Raw genomic sequence first — 16,360 nt, forward strand, 5'->3', positions numbered from 1 at the left:
GCGCGGCGCCTGCCATCGCGCGAAGCCCCGCTCGCGGCGCAGCAGGATCGTCCTAGCCCGGGTCGTTCGCGGCTGTCAAAGTAGCATGCGTCCCCGTCCCTGGAGTGCGCCGTGTCCGTTGCCGAAATACGCTCAACCATTCTGTACCGACCCTTCGAAGCCCGCGACATCGACGCCGCGCATGCGCTGTCGGTCCAAGTGAAATGGCCGCACCGCGCCGACGACTGGCGCTTCGTTCTCGACGCTGGCGCCGGCTTCATCGCGCAGGAAGGCGAGCGCGTGGTCGGCACCGCCCTCTACTGGAAGTTCGGCGAGGATGCCGGCTCGCTCGGCATGGTCATCGTCGCGCCCGACCGGCAAGGGCACGGCATCGGGCGAAAGCTGATGGAACTGCTGCTCGATGCGCTCGGCTCCCGCGTCACCCTCCTGCACGCGACGCCCGCCGGACAGCCGCTCTACGACAAGCTCGGTTTCGAGCCAATCGGCACCTTGCATCAACATCAATCGGCCGATTTTCGCGCACCCGCCATTTTGCTGCAGGCCGGTGAAAGCCTGCGTCCGCTCGAATCCGCCGATACGCCGCGTCTCGCCGAACTGGCATCGCGCGCGGCCGGTGTGGATCGCGGCGCGATTCTGCAGCAACTGCTCGGCGTGGCGCAAGGCGTCGCGCTGGAATCCGGCGGCGAGATCGTCGGCTTCGCGCTGATGCGGCCATTCGGGCGCGGCCACGCCATCGGTCCGGTCATCGCCACGGGCGAAGGTCAGGAACGGTTGCAGCGCGCGCAGGCGCTGGTTGCGCATTGGCTTGCCGCCAACGAAGGCGCCTTTACCCGCATGGATACGCCGGGCGACAGCGGCCTCACGCCGTGGCTCGAACAACTGGGACTCAGGCAGGTCGATGCGGTCGTCAAGATGGCGCGCAATGGTGCGCCGCGGCCGGACGCGTCGGTGGGCCAGTTCGGCATCGTCAATCAGGCAGTGGGTTGAATACGATGGCTCTTCTCTATAAGGCCGACCCCGAGCGCGGCAGACAGTGGGCGCAGCTTTTCGCCAGCAAGGCGCCCGAGACACCGTTTCGCCTGTGGCCGGATATCGGCGATGCCGCGTCCATCCTCTATCTGGCCGCATGGCAACCGCCCGCCGACCTCACGCGCGCGCTGCCGAATCTCGAAGTGATCTTCTCGGTGGGCGCGGGCATCGACCAGTTCGATCTGTCCGCCGTGCCGTCCAGCATCGCCGTGGTGCGGATGGTCGAGCCGGGCATCGTCGAGGGCATGGTCGAATACGTGACGCAGGCGGTGCTCACCGTGCATCGCGATCTCTTCGACTACGCGGCGCAGCAACGCGAACGCGTATGGCGTGCAATGCCGGTGCGCGCGGCATCCACGCGGCGTGTCGGCGTGCTGGGCCTCGGCATGCTCGGCACGGCCGTGCTGAAACAGTTGCACCGTTTCGGCTTTGCGTGCGCGGGCTGGAGCCGCTCGGCGCATGAACTGGAAGGCATCGAATGTCATGCGGGTGTCGAGTCGCTCGATGCCTTCCTCGCCCGCACCGATGTGCTGGTGTGCCTCTTGCCGCTCACCGATTCCACGCGCGGCCTGCTGAACAAGCGCGTGTTCGCCGCGCTGCCGCCAGGCGCGTCGTTCATCAACGTCGGGCGCGGTCCGCAAGTGAATCAGGACGATTTGCTCGATGCGCTCGATAGCGGCCATCTGCACGCCGCCATTCTCGATGTCACCGATCCCGAGCCTTTGCCCGACACGCATCCGTTCTGGACGCATCCGCGCGTGCGTCTGACGCCGCATATCGCGAGCGCGACGCGGCCGGAAACAGCGGTGGACGTGGTGCTCGACAATTTGCGCCGGCATCGCGAAGGGCAGCCGATGATCGGTCAGATAGACCGCAGCCGGGGCTACTGAGGCGCCTCAGCACAAAATGCTGCGCACGCCCCGCAAAACGCCGCATATTTGCTTTTCCGCGATTTATTTGGCGATGCGCCCGACGGCGCTCCCCCGATAGTATGGAACGGTCCAGCTTACTTCCGAGAAGAGCCCGCTCATGTCGAATCAATCCAAGCAAGCCCTGGTCGAATCCGACCGCAAACATCTGATTCACCCAGTCGCAAGCTACCGCGCCCATGAAGCGCGCGGCGTCACCGTGCTCGATTCGGCGGACGGCGTCTTCTTGCGCGATATCGAAGGCAAGGAACTGCTCGACGCGTTCTCCGGCCTCTGGTGCGTGAACACGGGCTATGGTCATGCGAGCATCGTCGAGGCGGCCTCGAAACAGATGGCGCGTCTGCCTTACGCGACCGGCTACTTCCACTTCGGCTCCGAACCGGCTATCGAACTGGCCGAAAAGCTGGTCGATCTCGCGCCGGCATCGCTTACGCATGTGTACTTCACGCTCGGCGGCTCGGATGCGGTCGATTCCGCGCTGCGCTTCATCACGCACTACTACAACGCGACCGGCCGTCCGGCGAAGAAGCACTTCATCGCGCTGGAACGCGGCTATCACGGCTCGTCGTCGGTTGGTGCGGGGCTGACCGCGCTGCCCGCGTTCCATCGCAACTTCGATCTGCCGCTCGCGACGCAGCATCACATCCCCTCGCCGTACGCGTATCGCAACGACTACGCGGACGACAACGCGCTCATCACCGCGTCGGTGGCGGCGCTGCGGGCCAAGGTGGAAGCGCTCGGCGCGGAGAACGTCGCCGCATTCTTCTGCGAGCCCATTCAAGGTTCGGGCGGCGTGATCGTGCCGCCTGTCGGCTGGCTCAAGGCCATGCGCGAAGCATGCCGCCAACTGGACATCCTCTTCGTCGCCGATGAAGTCATCACCGGCTTCGGGCGCACCGGCCCGCTCTTCGCGTGCGAAGGCGAAGGCGTGGAACCGGACTTGATGACGGTCGCCAAGGGCCTGACGGCAGGTTACGCGCCGATGGGCGCCGTCCTCATGTCCGATGCCGTCTATCAAGGCATCGCGTCGGGTACGAACAATGGCGTGGCCGTGGGTCACGGTCACACTTATTCGGCGCATCCGGTGAGCGCGGCGATCGGTCTCGAAGTCATGCGGCTTTATCACGAAGGCGGACTGCTCGCAAACGGCCAGGCGCGGGCGCCGCGCTTTGCCGAAGGGCTCGATTCGCTGCTTGCGCATCCGCTCGTCGGACATTCGCGGCATCGCGGTCTGCTCGGCGCGCTCGAACTCGTCGCCGACAAAGAGACCAAGCGCGGCTTCGACGCCTCGCTCAAACTGCCGGACCGCATCGCCGCTGCCGCGTACGCCAACGGCCTCGTGTTCCGCGCGTTCGGCGACAACATCCTCGGCTTTGCACCGGCGTTGTGCTACACGGAAGCCAATTTCGACATGATGTTCGAGCGTCTCACGAAGACACTCGACGACGTCCTCGCACAAGCGGAAGTGCGCGCGGCGCTGGGCGGCGCGGCAGGCGGTGCAACGGGATTTAATCGTCGCGTGGCTGCGTGATACCATCGACCGACTTCTCCGACATGTCCCGCCCCGCCTCCCACGATGAGCACCGACTGCAAGCTGGACCGAATCGACCTGCGCATCCTCTCGCAATTGCAAAAGCGCGGACGCATCACCAATGTCGAACTCGCCGATGCAGTCGGCTTATCGCCAAGCCCTTGCCTGATTCGCGTGAAGCGTCTGGAAAAGGCGGGCTATATCGTGGGCTACGGCGCGCAGATTCAATTGGAGAAGCTCGGCGACATTCAGGTGGTCTTCACCGAAGTCACGCTGGCGGATCACCGGCGCGAAGACTTCATCAAGTTCGTGAATGCGGTGAAAGACGTGGACGAGATCGTCGAATGTCATCTGGCGAGCGGCGGCTACGACTATCTGCTGAAGTTCGTCACGCGCAGCGTGAGCCATTATCAAAACATCGTCGAAGGGCTGTTGGAGCGGGATATCGGCATCGAGAAGTACTTCAGCTACGTCATCATCAAGACGGCGTTCGCGAAAACGCATTACCCGCTCGAAACGCTCTTCTCGCCAAGCCAGCACTGACCACCGCAACGCGCATTCACGCGCGTTGTTATCCTTGTTTCCTGTATTGAAGCTTCGAACGCTCGCGCCGCGGGCGGGTCGGCGCACGACCCTCGCGCGCGTGGTTCCTGACTAAACGAAAGCGGAGATCCTCATGTCCAGCAAATATCGTATTGCGGTTATTCCCGGCGATGGCATCGGCAAGGAAGTGATGCCCGAAGCCATTCGCGTGCTCGATGCCGTGAGCAAGCGCTTTGACATTGCGCTCGAATACAAACATATCGAATGGGCGAGCTGTGATTACTACGCGGCGCACGGCCAGATGATGCCCGACGACTGGAAGGCGCAATTGCAGGACACGGACGCCATTCTGTTCGGCGCGGTGGGCTGGCCGCAGACCGTGCCCGATCATATTTCGCTGTGGGGTTCGCTGCTCAAGTTTCGCCGCGAGTTCGACCAGTACATCAACCTGCGTCCCGCGCGTCTTTTCGAAGGCGTGCCCTCGCCGCTCGCGAATCGCAAGGCGGGCGACATCGACTTCATGATCGTGCGGGAAAACACCGAAGGCGAGTATTCGTCGGTCGGCGGCGCGATGTTCGAGGGCACGGAACGCGAGTTCGTCTCGCAGACCTCCATCTTCACGCGCAAGGGCGCGGAGCGCGTGCTGAAGTTCGCGTTCGATCTCGCGCAACGCCGCGAAAAGACCATCACGGTGGCGACCAAGAGCAACGGTATCTCGATCAGCATGCCGTGGTGGGATGCGCGTGCCGCGGAGATCGCGAAGCAGTATCCGGACGTCAAGTGGGACAAGCAGCATATCGACATTCTGTGCGCGCGCTTCGTCTTGAGCCCGGATCGCTTCGATGTGGTCGTTGCCACCAATCTCTTCGGCGACATTCTTTCGGACCTCGGGCCGGCGTGCACCGGAACCATCGGCATCGCGCCTTCGGCCAACATGAATCCGGAGCGCAACTTCCCGTCGCTGTTCGAGCCGGTGCATGGATCGGCGCCCGATATCGCGGGCAAGGGCGTTGCGAACCCGATCGCCATGATCTGGTCGGCCGCGATGATGCTCGACTTCCTCGGCAACGGCACGGGCAAGGAGCGCGAGGCCCACGACGCGATCCTCGCCGCCATCGAGGCAACGCTCAAGGAAGGCCCGCATACCGGCGACCTGGGCGGGAAGGCGAACACGACGCAAGTCGGGCAAGCCGTCGCGCAACGTCTGCTTTAAAGGAGCTGCCATGAGCCATACATTGAGCGATCTGATCCGCGCCGATAATTTCATCGATGGCAAATGGGTGGCGGCCGCCGACGGCAAGCGCTTTGCCGTGACGAACCCGGCGACGGGCGAAGTCATCGTCGAAGTAGCCGACAGCGGCGCCGCCGATGCCCGCGCCGCCACCGATGCCGCCGCGCGCGCGTTTCCCGCTTGGCGTGACACGCTGCCGAAGGATCGCGCGGCGGTGCTGCACCGCTGGCACACGCTGATCGTCGAGAATGCCGACGCGCTCGGCGAACTCATCTCGCTCGAACAAGGCAAGCCGCTTGCCGAAGGTCGCGGCGAAGTGCTGTACGGCGCGTCTTATGTGGCGTGGTTTGCCGACGAAGCTACGCGCATTTACGGCGACATCATTCCGCAACAGCAGCGCGGCAAGCGCATGAGCGCGGTGAAAGAACCGGTGGGAATCGTCGCGGCCATCACGCCGTGGAACTTTCCGCTCGCGATGATTGCGCGCAAGATCGCGCCCGCGCTCGCGGCGGGCTGCACGGTCGTCGGCAAGCCAGCCGAAGACACGCCGCTGACCGCGCTTGCGCTCGTCATGCTCGCGCACGAGGCGGGCGTGCCGGCGGGCGCGTTGAATCTCATCAGTTCGTCGCGGGAGAGCGCGGTGCCCGCGGTCGCCGACTGGCTTCAGGACAGCCGCGTACGCAAAATCACCTTCACGGGTTCGACTCCTGTCGGCAAGTATCTCGCGCGCGAGTCGGCGGATACGCTGAAGAAGCTCTCGCTCGAACTCGGCGGCAATGCGCCTTTCATCGTGTTCGATGACGCCGATCTCGACGCGGCGGTGACCGGCCTGATGGCCTCGAAATTCCGCAACGGCGGACAGACCTGCGTGTGCCCGAATCGCGTGTTCGTGCAGTCCGGCGTGTACGAGCGCTTCGCGGACTTGCTCAGTAACCGCGTCGCTGCATTGAAGGTTGCGCCCGCGACCGACCCGAAAGCGCAGATCGGCCCGATGATCAACTCGCGCGCGGTCGACAAGATCGCCCGCCATGTCGATGACGCTGTCGCGCGCGGCGCACGCGTGCTCGCGGGCGGCAAGCGGCTCACGGAACTCGGGGCGAACTACTACGCGCCGACCGTGCTCGCCGATGCCACGCCCGACATGCAACTGAGCTGCGAGGAAACCTTCGGTCCTGTCGTGCCGCTCTTTCGTTTCGACGACGAAGCCGAAGGCATTCGCGCCGCCAACGACACGCCCTTCGGCCTCGCATCGTACTTCTACAGCCAGGACGTGAAGCGCATCGACCGCGTGGCACGTGCGCTCGAAGCGGGCATCGTCGGCATCAACGAAGGCGCGCTCGCGAGCGAAGCCGCGCCTTTCGGCGGCGTGAAGGAATCGGGCTACGGCCGAGAAGGCTCGAAGTACGGCCTCGACGACTATCTGTCGATCAAATATCTCTGTCAGGGCGGTCTCGAATGAACGCGACGGCTTATCCCATTCAGGTCACGTTTCCGGACATCAGCGCGCATGAGGCCGGCAACACCGGCATCCCTTATGTGCATACCTTCGATTCGGGCGTGGCCGGTCCTCACGTGATGATCAACGCGCTCACGCACGGCAACGAAGTGTGCGGCGCGATTGCAGTCGATGAACTCCTGCGCGCGAAAGTGCGCCCGCGGCGCGGCAAGCTCACGCTCGCGTTTGCGAATGTCGATGCCTATCGACGCTTCGATGCCGCGAAGCCGGATGCCTCGCGCTTCGTCGATCAGGACTTCAACCGCGTGTGGACCGCGCAGACGCTCGACGACACCTCGCGCGATTCGAGCGAACTGCGCCGCGCCCGCGCGATGCGTCCGGTCATCGACACGGTGGATCTGCTGCTCGACCTGCATTCGATGCACGAGAAGAGCGCGCCACTGATCGTCGCGGGACCGCTCGATAAAGGCATTGCGCTGTCGGCGCAACTCGGCACGCCCGCGACCGTGATCTGCGACGAAGGCCATCCCGAAGGCCGCCGCATGCGCGATTACGAAGGCTTTGGCGATCCGGCCAGCGAGAAGAACGCGCTACTGATCGAATGCGGACAGCACTGGGAAGCAAGCGCGGTGGACGTGGCGCGCGACGTCACGGCGCGCTTTCTCCGCCTTGCCGACGTGCTCGATGAGGCCGATCTTCCCATTGGATGGATCAAGCCGTCACCGCCGGAGATGCTGATCGTGCGCGTGACGGAACCTGTCGTGGCAAAGAGCCTCGACTTCCGTTTCGCCGATGCCTACACCGGACTCGAAGTCTTTCCGGAAGCCGGTAGCGTGATCGGCTGGTCCGAAGGCGAAGCGGTCCGCACGCCCTATGCCGATTGCATGCTCGTCATGCCTTCGCTGCGCCAATTGCGCGCGGGCGTGACGGTGGTGAGGCTTGGGAAGATAGAACAGCGTATCGCTGCATCGCAATAACATTTGATCGACAAGACACGACCATATGAAAGTTCAGCAGATCAAGCAGAGCATCGGGCTACAAGGCCTGGAAGACTGGGGCACGGCAGGCCTTCCGGGCACACCGCAAGTCAGGGTTTCGGGCGTACAGCGCGTGATTCCGGGCAGCGAGAACATCGACACCGGCGTGTTCGAATGCACGCCGGGCACGTATCGTCGCTCGGTCAAGGAAGCGGAAGTCATGCACTTTCTTGCCGGAAGCGGACGCTTCACGCCCGATGGCGAAGACACCGTGCACTTCACGGGCGGCGACACGCTGTTTTTCGCGGCGAACACCGAAGGAACATGGGAAGTCGAGGAGACCATGCGCAAGGTCTACGTGATCTTCCAGTGAAGCGTTTCTTGAATTGCAGGGCATAACCTAAGGTCATGGAGCCTCCAACAATTGCGGCGTTGCTCCAGCGAATTTGACCCAATATATTTTTGCTCAGACCCGCGTCGTTCTTGCGCGATGACATGCTCATCCGCAGTGACGGCGCGACCTGCAAGACGTCCTTCGCTTCAACCTTGTCGAGGAAACGCCGTGATCAATATTGCAAGGTTCAGTTGTTCCCGTCTCACGCTTCGCCCGCTTGCCATGACTTTCGCGCTTGGCATGGCCTTGGGCGGCGCGGCACCGGCTTTTGCCGCGGGCAGCATCACTTTCGTGTCGCAAGGCGGCGCTTATCAGGAAGCGCAGACCAAGGCGATTCTCGATCCCGCTGCGAAAGAACTCGGCATCACGATCAAGCAGGACAGCATTCCGGATGCATGGCCGCAAGTCAAAGCGCAAGCCGCTACCGGCAAGCCGATCTGGGACGTGATCGATACCCCGACGTCGAACTGTCTGCGCGGCGGGCGCGAAGGCTTGCTGGAAAAGCTCGACTTCTCGAAGATCCCCAACGCGGCCGCGATGCCCGAGCAATACCGCACGCCCTATTCGGCGGCGTACGAGTTTTATTCGACCGTCATCGGCTACAACAAGAAAACGCTCAAGAAGGTGCCGCAAAGCTGGAAGGACTTCTGGGACGTGAAGGGTTTCCCCGGCACGCGCGCCTTGCGCAACGACCCGCAGACCGTGCTCGAAGCCGCCTTGCTCGCGGACGGCGTGGCGCGCGACAAGCTCTATCCGCTCGATGTCGATCGCGCGTTCAGGAAGCTCGAAGAGATCAAGCCGAACATCACGGTATGGTGGACCTCGGGTGGCCAGTCGGCGCAGTTGCTGCACGACGGCGAAGTCGACATGACGATGATCTGGAACGGACGCGCGAGCGCCGTGCGCAAGGACGATCCGGACGTGGACTTCACCTTCAACGACGGCATCCTGCAGAACACGCAGTTGTGCATCCTGAAGAACGCGCCGAACCTCAACGATGCGGTGCGCTTCCTCAATACCGCGCTTTCGCCGGAATTGCAGGCGAACCTGCCGACGTATATCGATTACGGTCCGGGCAATCCGGCCGCGTTCAAGACCGGCAAGATCAGCGAGAAGCGCGCATCCGAGCTGCCGAGTTCACCGGCCAATGCCGCGAAACAAGCGCTGATGCAGGAAGAATGGTGGGCATCGGACCCGGGCATTCAGGCCAAGGCGCGGTGGCTCAAGTTCATGCAGTGAGCGTGCAGCGCGCGCGTTCCGGCATGATCGATTATCTGATTCTCGGCGGCGGCTCGGCGGGCTGCGTGCTGGCCGCGCGCCTGTCGGAGGACGCAGGCAGGCACATATGCCTCGTCGAGGCGGGCCGCGACATCTCCGCGAGCACCATGCCGGACGCGGTTCGCAGCCGCTATCCGGGGCGCGCTTATCTCGATACGAACAACATCTGGCGGCAGTTGAAGGCCCGCATGAGCGCGCTCGCGCCCGTTCGACGTTATGAGCAAGCGCGCATTCTCGGCGGCGGTTCCGCGATCAACGCGCTGATGGCCAATCGCGGCGCGCCCGCCGATTACGACGAGTGGGACACGCTCGGGGCCGATGGCTGGAACTGGCAGAACTGCCTGCCCTACTTCCGCAAGCTCGAAACCGATTGCGACTTCGCCGGCCCCTATCACGGCTCGGACGGACCGCTGCGCATTCAGCGACCGAAGTGGGCGCGCATCTCGCCGTTCGTGCGCGCCGTGCTGGATACGCTTAGCAAGAGCGGCCATCCATTACATGACGATCAGAACGGGCCCTGGCAAGACGGCGCGTTTATCGGCTCGCTCTCGGTGAGCGCGGCGGGCGAACGTATTCCGACGTCCATCTGTTATCTCGACGATGCCACTCGCAAACGCGTGAATCTATCGATCCGCACGGGTCTCGTCGTCGATCGCATTTTGTTCGATGGCAAACGCGCGATCGGTGCGCGCATCCTGCGGCCGGATGGCACGCACGAAGATGTGCACGCGCGGCGCGTGATCGTCTCGGCGGGCGCGATACACAGTCCCGCGTTGCTCATGCGCAGCGGCATCGGGCCGGCGCAAGCGTTGGCTGCGCTCGGCATCGAAGTATGCGCGGACCGGCCGGGCGTGGGCGGCAATCTGATGGAGCATCCGTCGATTGCGGTGTCCGCGTTTTTGCCGCGTTCGGCGCGCACGCCTTATCCCGATGAGCATCACGAGCAGGCGATCGTGCGCTTCTCATCACATCTCGATGACACCGTGCCCGGCGACATGCACGGCGCGATTCTTTCGCGTTCCGGCTGGCATTCGGTGGGTTATCGGCTCGGCACGATCTTCTTTTGGGTCAACAAGTCGTATTCGCGCGGGCGGGTGACGTTGGCATCGGCGAATCCACTCGATGAACCGAAGGTCGATTTCGCCATGCTTTCCGATACGCGCGACCTCGAACGGCTCAAGCTTGCCTTGCGCTTCGGCGCGCAAACACTTAACGCGGCGTCGATGGATGCGCATCGCGACATCGTGTTTCCGTCGAGCTATTCGCCGCGCGTCGCAGCGGTCGCCGTGCCGGGAATGTGGAACGCGTTGCAGCGCGGCGCGTTGAGTGCGCTGCTGGATGTTGCGGGACCGTTGCGTGGATGGCTGATCCGACGCGTGGTGACGCAGGGCGTGAGTATCGCCGACTTGATGAACGATGACGAAGCGCTCACGCGGTTCGTGACACGATCGGTTGGCGGAACGTGGCATCCGTCGGGCACATGCCGCATGGGCGCTGAAAACGATCCGCTCGCCGTGACTGACGCGCGCGGCGCGGTGTATGGCGTCGATGGTCTTTATGTATGCGACGCCTCGCTGATGCCTTCGATACCCTGTGCCAATACGAATGTGCCGACGATCATGATGGCCGAGCGCGTGGCGGATATGCTGCGGGCGGAGTCGAACGCCAATCGCTTTGCGAGCGAGGTCGGAGTGGTGGATGGGTATGGGTCGAAGCGGATATCGTAGGGCGTGAGATTGGCGGTCGCGTCACGCGCGCTAAGAATCGAGGCGCGTGCGCTTGACTACTCCCCAAACCCCACAATCCCCTTGACCTCCAAAAACGCCTCCAATCCCCACTCCCCATACTCGCGCCCATTCCCCGACTGCTTATATCCGCCAAATGGCGACCCCGCATCCCACGCCGGATAGTTCACATAAACGCTACCCGCGCGCATGCGTAGCGCCACCTTCCGCGCCCGCTCCTTATCCCCAGACTGCACGTAAGCCGCAAGCCCGAACGGCGTATCGTTGGCAATCGCAATTGCTTCTTCGTCATCGCGATACGGCATGATCGCAAGCACCGGCCCGAAGATTTCCTCGCGCGCAATCGTCATCGAAGGATCCACACCAGCGAACACCGTCGGCTTCACGTAGTAACCACGTTCCAACCCGTCCGGACGCCCCAAACCGCCCGCCACCAACTCCGCGCCTTCTTCGATGCCGATGCCAATCAACCGCTGCACGCGCGTGAACTGCACGTCGCTGACGACCGGGCCCATCGTCGTGCCGTCCGCATCGGCGGGGCCGACGCGCTGCTTCGAAGCCGCACGCCGCGCGATCTCCACGGCCTCTGCATGACGCGATGCAGGCACGAGCATGCGCGTGGGCGCATTGCACGACTGACCGCTATTGCCGAAGCACGAGTTCACGCCCGCCGTCACGGCCGCTTCCAGATCGACATCGTCAAGCAGGATGTTCGCCGACTTGCCGCCCAGTTCCTGATGCACGCGCTTCACGGTCGGCGCGGCCAGCTTCGCAATCTCGACTCCCGCGCGCGTCGAGCCAGTGAACGACACCATGTCCACATCCGGATGCGAAGACAGCGCCGCGCCCACGGTCGGACCGTCGCCATTGATGAGATTGAACACGCCCGGCGGCACGCCTGCCGCATCGAGAATCTCGGCAAACAAGAGCGCATTCAGCGGCGATACTTCGCTTGGCTTGAGCACCACCGTGCAACCCGCAGCGAGCGCGGGCGCGACCTTGCAGACGATCTGGTTGATCGGCCAGTTCCACGGCGTGATGAGCGCAGCGACGCCGACCGGTTCGTGGTTAATGAGCGTCGTGCCCTTCCTGCGTTGCCACTGAAAGCGCGCGACCGTGCGCAAGGTCTCTTCGATATGCCGCTTGCCGAGCGACGCCTGCCACGCATGCGATAACTTGGAAGGCGCGCCGATTTCACGCGTGATGACTTCGGCCATCTCGTCGTAACGCGCAAGGTACGCTTCGAGTATGCGTTCGAGCAACGCAACGCGCTCTGACACCGGTGTCCGCGAGTACGTTTCGAATGCACGCCGCGCGGCTGCAACCGCGCGATCGACATCGCGCGCATCGCCGAGTGCGATCTCTGCAAACGCTTCTTCCGTGCAGGGATCGATCACGGGCAGACGTCGCGTGCCGGCCGGTTCGACCCACGCGCCATCGATGTAGAACTGCAATGAGTGTGACATGCGTTGATCCGTTTCTATAAGCGTTAAGTGCGCGCCACCGCCGAGCGCCGGCTCACGACGACGATCATCACGAGGCACAACGTAATCGCCGTGAGCATGGTGCTGATGGCCGCGATGGTCGGATCGATCTCGTCGCGCAAGGTGACGAACATGCGACGCGTGAGCGTCTGGTTGCTGCCGCCCGAAATGAACAGCGCGACGACGGTTTCATCGAGCGCCTGAATGAAGACGAACACCGCGCCCGAGATCACGCTCGCGCGAATCTGCGGCAGCGTCACCGCCATGAAACTGCGAAAGCGGTTCATGCCGAGACTGCGCGCGACCATTTCCTGCGTGCGGTCGAAGCTGCGCAGATCCGCGCCGACCGAGATGAGCACATAAGGCAGACCCAGCATGGTGTCCGCGATGATGAGCCCGCCCAGCGTATTCACATATCCCGCTTGCGCGAACACGAAGAACACGCCCACCGCGACGATGATGATCGGTACCATCATCGGCAACATGAGGAGCGTGCGCAGATAGCGCATCGACCAGTGCGAGCCGTACTGAATGCCATAAGCCGCCGCAATACCGAGCGGCGTCGCTATCAATGCCGCGCATGTCGACGCGGCGAACGTCGTCTTGGCTGCGTCGATCCACGCGGGGTTGTCGAAGAACGCGTGATACCAGCGCAACGAATACGCGGGCGGCGGAAAGGTCAGAAAGCGTGCATCCGAAAACGACAGCGGCACGACGATCACCACCGGCACCATCAGGAACACGAGAATCAGGAGCACCGATGCGCCGAGTATGATCCGGCCGAGCGACAGTCTCTTCATTTCGCCCCCAGCGTTTTTTCGAGCGGAATCACGCGGCTCGCGAGCCAGAAGATTGCAAAGACACACAGCAACAGCACCACGCTCACCGAACTCGCCGCGCCCCAACTGTTGTAGATCTCCGCATTCCGGCTGACGATCATGGAGACCATCATCGACTTGCCGCCGCCCATGAGTTCCGGCGTGATGTAGAAGCCCAGGCACAGCACGAAGACGAGTGTCACGCCCGCGACCACGCCGCCCATCGAGAGCGGCAAGAACACGCGCATGAACACATGCAAGGGCGAACCGCCGAGACTCGCGCCCGCTTGCGACAGGTTCGGCGGAATCTTCTGCATCGCCGAATAGAGCGGCAGCACCATGAAAGGCAAGAGGATATGCACCATCGCGATGATCGTGCCGAACTGGTTATACGAAAGCTGCAAGGGCCGCTCGATCAGCCCCATGCCGAGCAGCGCCTTGTTGATGAGGCCCGTGCGCTGCAACAGCACGAGCCATGCGTAAGTGCGCACGAGCACACTGGTCCAGAACGGCAGAATGACCATGCCGAGTATCAACGCGCTCCATCGCGGCGAAACCGATGCCGCGAAATATGCGACCGGATATCCCAGCAAAAGCGTCACGCCCGTCACGATGATGGACAGCTTGAACGTCAGCAGAAAGGTGTCGAGATAAGCGCCCGTGAAAACGCGCCGATAGTTCACGAGCGTGAACGCGCCTTCGTGATAAATGGACTGCCACGACAGCCACGCGAGCGGCACCACCAGCAGCACGATCACCACGAACAACGCGGGCGCCATGAGCAGCAGCATGGCGCGGTCTTCGCGTCTTTGATGGCGCACCGAGGGGTCGGTTGCGGCGGCATGCATCGGGGTTGCATCCTCTAGTATCCGTTTGGCTATCGTCATCATGCACCCACGGCGTCGAGAAACTGATACCACGCGGCGACGAGCCTCACGCCCGGCGCGCGCAGCGCATGAAAAGGCACCGGCCGCAGGCCGTCTTGCGCGAGCAGCGCGAGATCGGGCTTGTCGCCGAGGGCGAGCGCCGCTGCATGTTGCCCGACGAGGCTCGCCATGGAAATCCCCGCGCCGTTGTAGCCGAGGCAGAACGTGGTGGCGTCGTCGCTACGGCCGACATGCGGCAGCGCGTTGAAGGTCATGCCGACATAACCCGACCAGCGGTACTCGACCGGCACGCCGTTGAGTTGCGGGAACAGCGCGATCATCGCGCGTTGCAACGCATCGAAGCCGGTTGGCTCGCCTTCCTTGCCGAAGGCATCGCGTCCGCCGAAGAGCATGCGGCCATCCACCTTGCGAAACCACTTCATCATGCGGCGCGTTTCGGCGTAGCTGCGGCGATTGATCATCATCTGCGCGTCGAGGTCGGCGGGGAGCTTCGCGGTTGCGATCATCGCGCTGCGAAACGGCACGAGTTCGCGATGATAGGCGGCGGTGGCATCGGAAAGATTCGAATAAGCGTTGGTCGCGACGATCACCTGTTTCGCGCGCACCGTGCCGCCAGGCGCACGCAGGATCACGCGACGATCGTCCGCGCGCGTCATGTCGATCACCGGTGTCGATTCGAAGATCGGCACGCCGCGCGCAGTCAGACCGTCGGCAAGCCCGCGCACGTATTCCAGCGGCAAGATGGTGCCCGCGTCCGCGCTCAACACGCCGCCCACGAAACCACGCGAACCCGTCTCGTGTTCCACTTCGGCGCGCGACTGCACGCTCATGGTCGTGTCGCCGAGTGTCGTGCGAACCCACTCGGCTTCCGCCCGTATCGAGGCGAAAGCGCGCTCGGTATGAGCGCAACGCAGACTGCCCGTGTGCTCGAATTGCGCGGCCTGCAAACCGAATTCGTCGATGAGCGCTTCCACCGCGCGCACGCCCTCGTGCGCGAGCCGATGCATGCGCTTGGCCATAGCGACGCCATGCGCGCTCGCAATCGACGGAAACGACAGCCTGAATTTCGACGACACCACGCCGCCGTTGCGACCGCTTGCGCCCCATCCGACCGGATTCGCATCGAGCACGGCGCACGCCACGCCGCGCTTTTGCAAGGCATGGGCGGCCGTCAGCCCCGAATAGCCCGCACCGATGATCGCGACTTCCACATCGAGGTCGCGAGCCAAGGGCGCCGTGGCGGCAGCGGGGCCGGCCATCGCCCGCCAGAGCGAGTCGGGTACGGGACGCGGCGTCGTCGGGGCGCGCATGATCAGGCGGCGGCGCGCAGTTCGGCCTCGACCGCATCGGCGAGCGCGGCGAGGGTCGCGAACTTGAACGTCGGCGTCGTCACGTTCTCCGGCACGGGCGTGGCGCCGAAGCCTTTCTGACCTTGACGGCGTTCGATCCAGCACGTCGCATAACCGAGCTTCGTCGCGACGCCGATGTCGTGATACTGGCTCTGCGCCGTATGCAGAATCTCGTCGAACTTGTAGCCGAACGCAGCCTGACGTCCACGGTTGTAAGCGAAGAATTGCGGGTCGGGCTTGGCGACACCGGTTTCGTCGCAGCAGACGGTATCGTCGAACGGATTGCCGAGCGTATGCGCATACGCCGACAGCGCGACGCGGTCCGCGTTGGTCATCGCGACGAGCCGGAAGTGCTTGCGCAGGCGCTTCAATGCGGCAACGGAATCTTCGAAGGCGGGCCATTCGAGCACGTCGCGCTGGAACGCGGCAGCCGATTGCGCGTCGTCGGGCAAACCGAGTTCCTTCGCCAGATGCAGATAGACGTTGGCCATCTCATGGCTCGAACGCCCCGGATACTTCGCGCGGCCATCCATGTACGGCGTGAAGATCTGGTCATCGGTCAGGTCCTTCGCCTTCGGGCCGCCCAGACGCCGCACGGAATCGAGCACGCCTTTTTCGAAGTTGATCAGCGTGCCGACGACATCGAACGTCAGGACCTTGAAATCGGTGAGATTCATTGCATCATCCTTTTGCGGGTTGCGTATGAGTT

15 protein-coding genes are annotated in these 16,360 nt (G+C 63.5%); 10 read left to right on the plus strand and 5 right to left on the minus strand.

Features of this window, described 5'->3' with window-relative positions; translation table 11 throughout:
* Positions 1–111: 111 nt before the first annotated feature.
* The 10 genes from NCR40_RS22700 (at position 112) to NCR40_RS22745 (ending at position 11,095) form a co-directional block, all read left to right on the plus strand.
* Entirely contained in the window at positions 112–987 is an 876-nt protein-coding gene (locus NCR40_RS22700) for a GNAT family N-acetyltransferase (protein ID WP_250510714.1), read from the plus strand.
* Between the two features lie 5 nt (positions 988–992).
* A complete protein-coding gene (locus tag NCR40_RS22705) occupies positions 993–1,919 on the plus strand; it encodes a 2-hydroxyacid dehydrogenase (protein ID WP_250510715.1) in 927 nt (308 codons plus the stop codon).
* 139 nt (positions 1,920–2,058) lie between these two features.
* On the plus strand, positions 2,059–3,489 hold the full coding sequence (locus NCR40_RS22710; RefSeq protein WP_244830136.1) for an aspartate aminotransferase family protein: 1,431 nt from the start codon (positions 2,059–2,061) through the stop codon (positions 3,487–3,489).
* 45 nt (positions 3,490–3,534) lie between these two features.
* On the plus strand, positions 3,535–4,032 hold the full coding sequence (locus NCR40_RS22715) for an Lrp/AsnC family transcriptional regulator (protein WP_244830135.1): 498 nt from the start codon (positions 3,535–3,537) through the stop codon (positions 4,030–4,032).
* Between the two features lie 133 nt (positions 4,033–4,165).
* Entirely contained in the window at positions 4,166–5,245 is a 1,080-nt protein-coding gene (locus tag NCR40_RS22720) for a tartrate dehydrogenase (RefSeq protein ID WP_250510716.1), read from the plus strand.
* Between the two features lie 10 nt (positions 5,246–5,255).
* Positions 5,256–6,722 (plus strand): NAD-dependent succinate-semialdehyde dehydrogenase, encoded by a 1,467-nt coding sequence (locus NCR40_RS22725; protein ID WP_244830133.1) that lies wholly within the window; start codon positions 5,256–5,258, stop codon positions 6,720–6,722.
* Complete coding sequence (locus tag NCR40_RS22730) at positions 6,719–7,696, plus strand: M14 family metallopeptidase (protein ID WP_250510717.1); 978 nt, start codon at positions 6,719–6,721, stop codon at positions 7,694–7,696. The genes NCR40_RS22725 and NCR40_RS22730 overlap by 4 nt, the downstream gene beginning before the upstream one ends.
* Positions 7,697–7,721: 25 nt before the next feature.
* Positions 7,722–8,069: a cupin domain-containing protein gene (locus NCR40_RS22735; protein WP_250510718.1), complete on the plus strand. Its 348-nt coding sequence runs from the start codon at positions 7,722–7,724 to the stop codon at positions 8,067–8,069.
* A 243-nt stretch (positions 8,070–8,312) separates the two neighbouring features.
* The gene (locus tag NCR40_RS22740; RefSeq protein ID WP_244830130.1) at positions 8,313–9,329 is read left to right on the plus strand and encodes an ABC transporter substrate-binding protein; all 1,017 of its coding nucleotides are present in this window, start codon (positions 8,313–8,315) and stop codon (positions 9,327–9,329) included.
* 23 nt (positions 9,330–9,352) lie between these two features.
* Entirely contained in the window at positions 9,353–11,095 is a 1,743-nt protein-coding gene (locus NCR40_RS22745; RefSeq protein WP_250510853.1) for a GMC family oxidoreductase, read from the plus strand.
* 56 nt (positions 11,096–11,151) lie between these two features.
* On the opposite strand, the gene NCR40_RS22750 is transcribed toward NCR40_RS22745, so the two are convergent.
* Genes NCR40_RS22750 through NCR40_RS22770 form a run of 5 tightly spaced genes read right to left on the minus strand, consistent with a single transcriptional unit; the run spans position 11,152 to position 16,328 of the window.
* Positions 11,152–12,579, minus strand: coding sequence for an aldehyde dehydrogenase family protein (locus NCR40_RS22750; protein ID WP_250510719.1), 1,428 nt, complete (start codon positions 12,577–12,579; stop codon positions 11,152–11,154).
* A 23-nt stretch (positions 12,580–12,602) separates the two neighbouring features.
* Positions 12,603–13,397, minus strand: a complete 795-nt coding sequence (locus tag NCR40_RS22755) for an ABC transporter permease (protein WP_250510720.1) — start codon at positions 13,395–13,397, stop codon at positions 12,603–12,605.
* The gene (locus NCR40_RS22760) at positions 13,394–14,263 is read right to left on the minus strand and encodes an ABC transporter permease (protein ID WP_502801016.1); all 870 of its coding nucleotides are present in this window, start codon (positions 14,261–14,263) and stop codon (positions 13,394–13,396) included. Before NCR40_RS22760 ends, NCR40_RS22755 begins: the two co-directional genes overlap by 4 nt.
* Positions 14,264–14,301: 38 nt before the next feature.
* A complete protein-coding gene (locus tag NCR40_RS22765; protein WP_250510722.1) occupies positions 14,302–15,612 on the minus strand; it encodes an NAD(P)/FAD-dependent oxidoreductase in 1,311 nt (436 codons plus the stop codon).
* A 2-nt stretch (positions 15,613–15,614) separates the two neighbouring features.
* Positions 15,615–16,328 carry an HAD-IA family hydrolase gene (locus tag NCR40_RS22770; protein ID WP_244830125.1) on the minus strand — a complete coding sequence of 238 codons (714 nt, stop codon included), beginning with the start codon at positions 16,326–16,328 and terminating at the stop codon, positions 15,615–15,617.
* Between the last annotated feature and the right edge of the window lie 32 nt (positions 16,329–16,360).

Origin of the sequence: Caballeronia sp. GACF4, from assembly GCF_023631025.1 — a bacterium.
Lineage (GTDB): Bacteria > Pseudomonadota > Gammaproteobacteria > Burkholderiales > Burkholderiaceae > Caballeronia.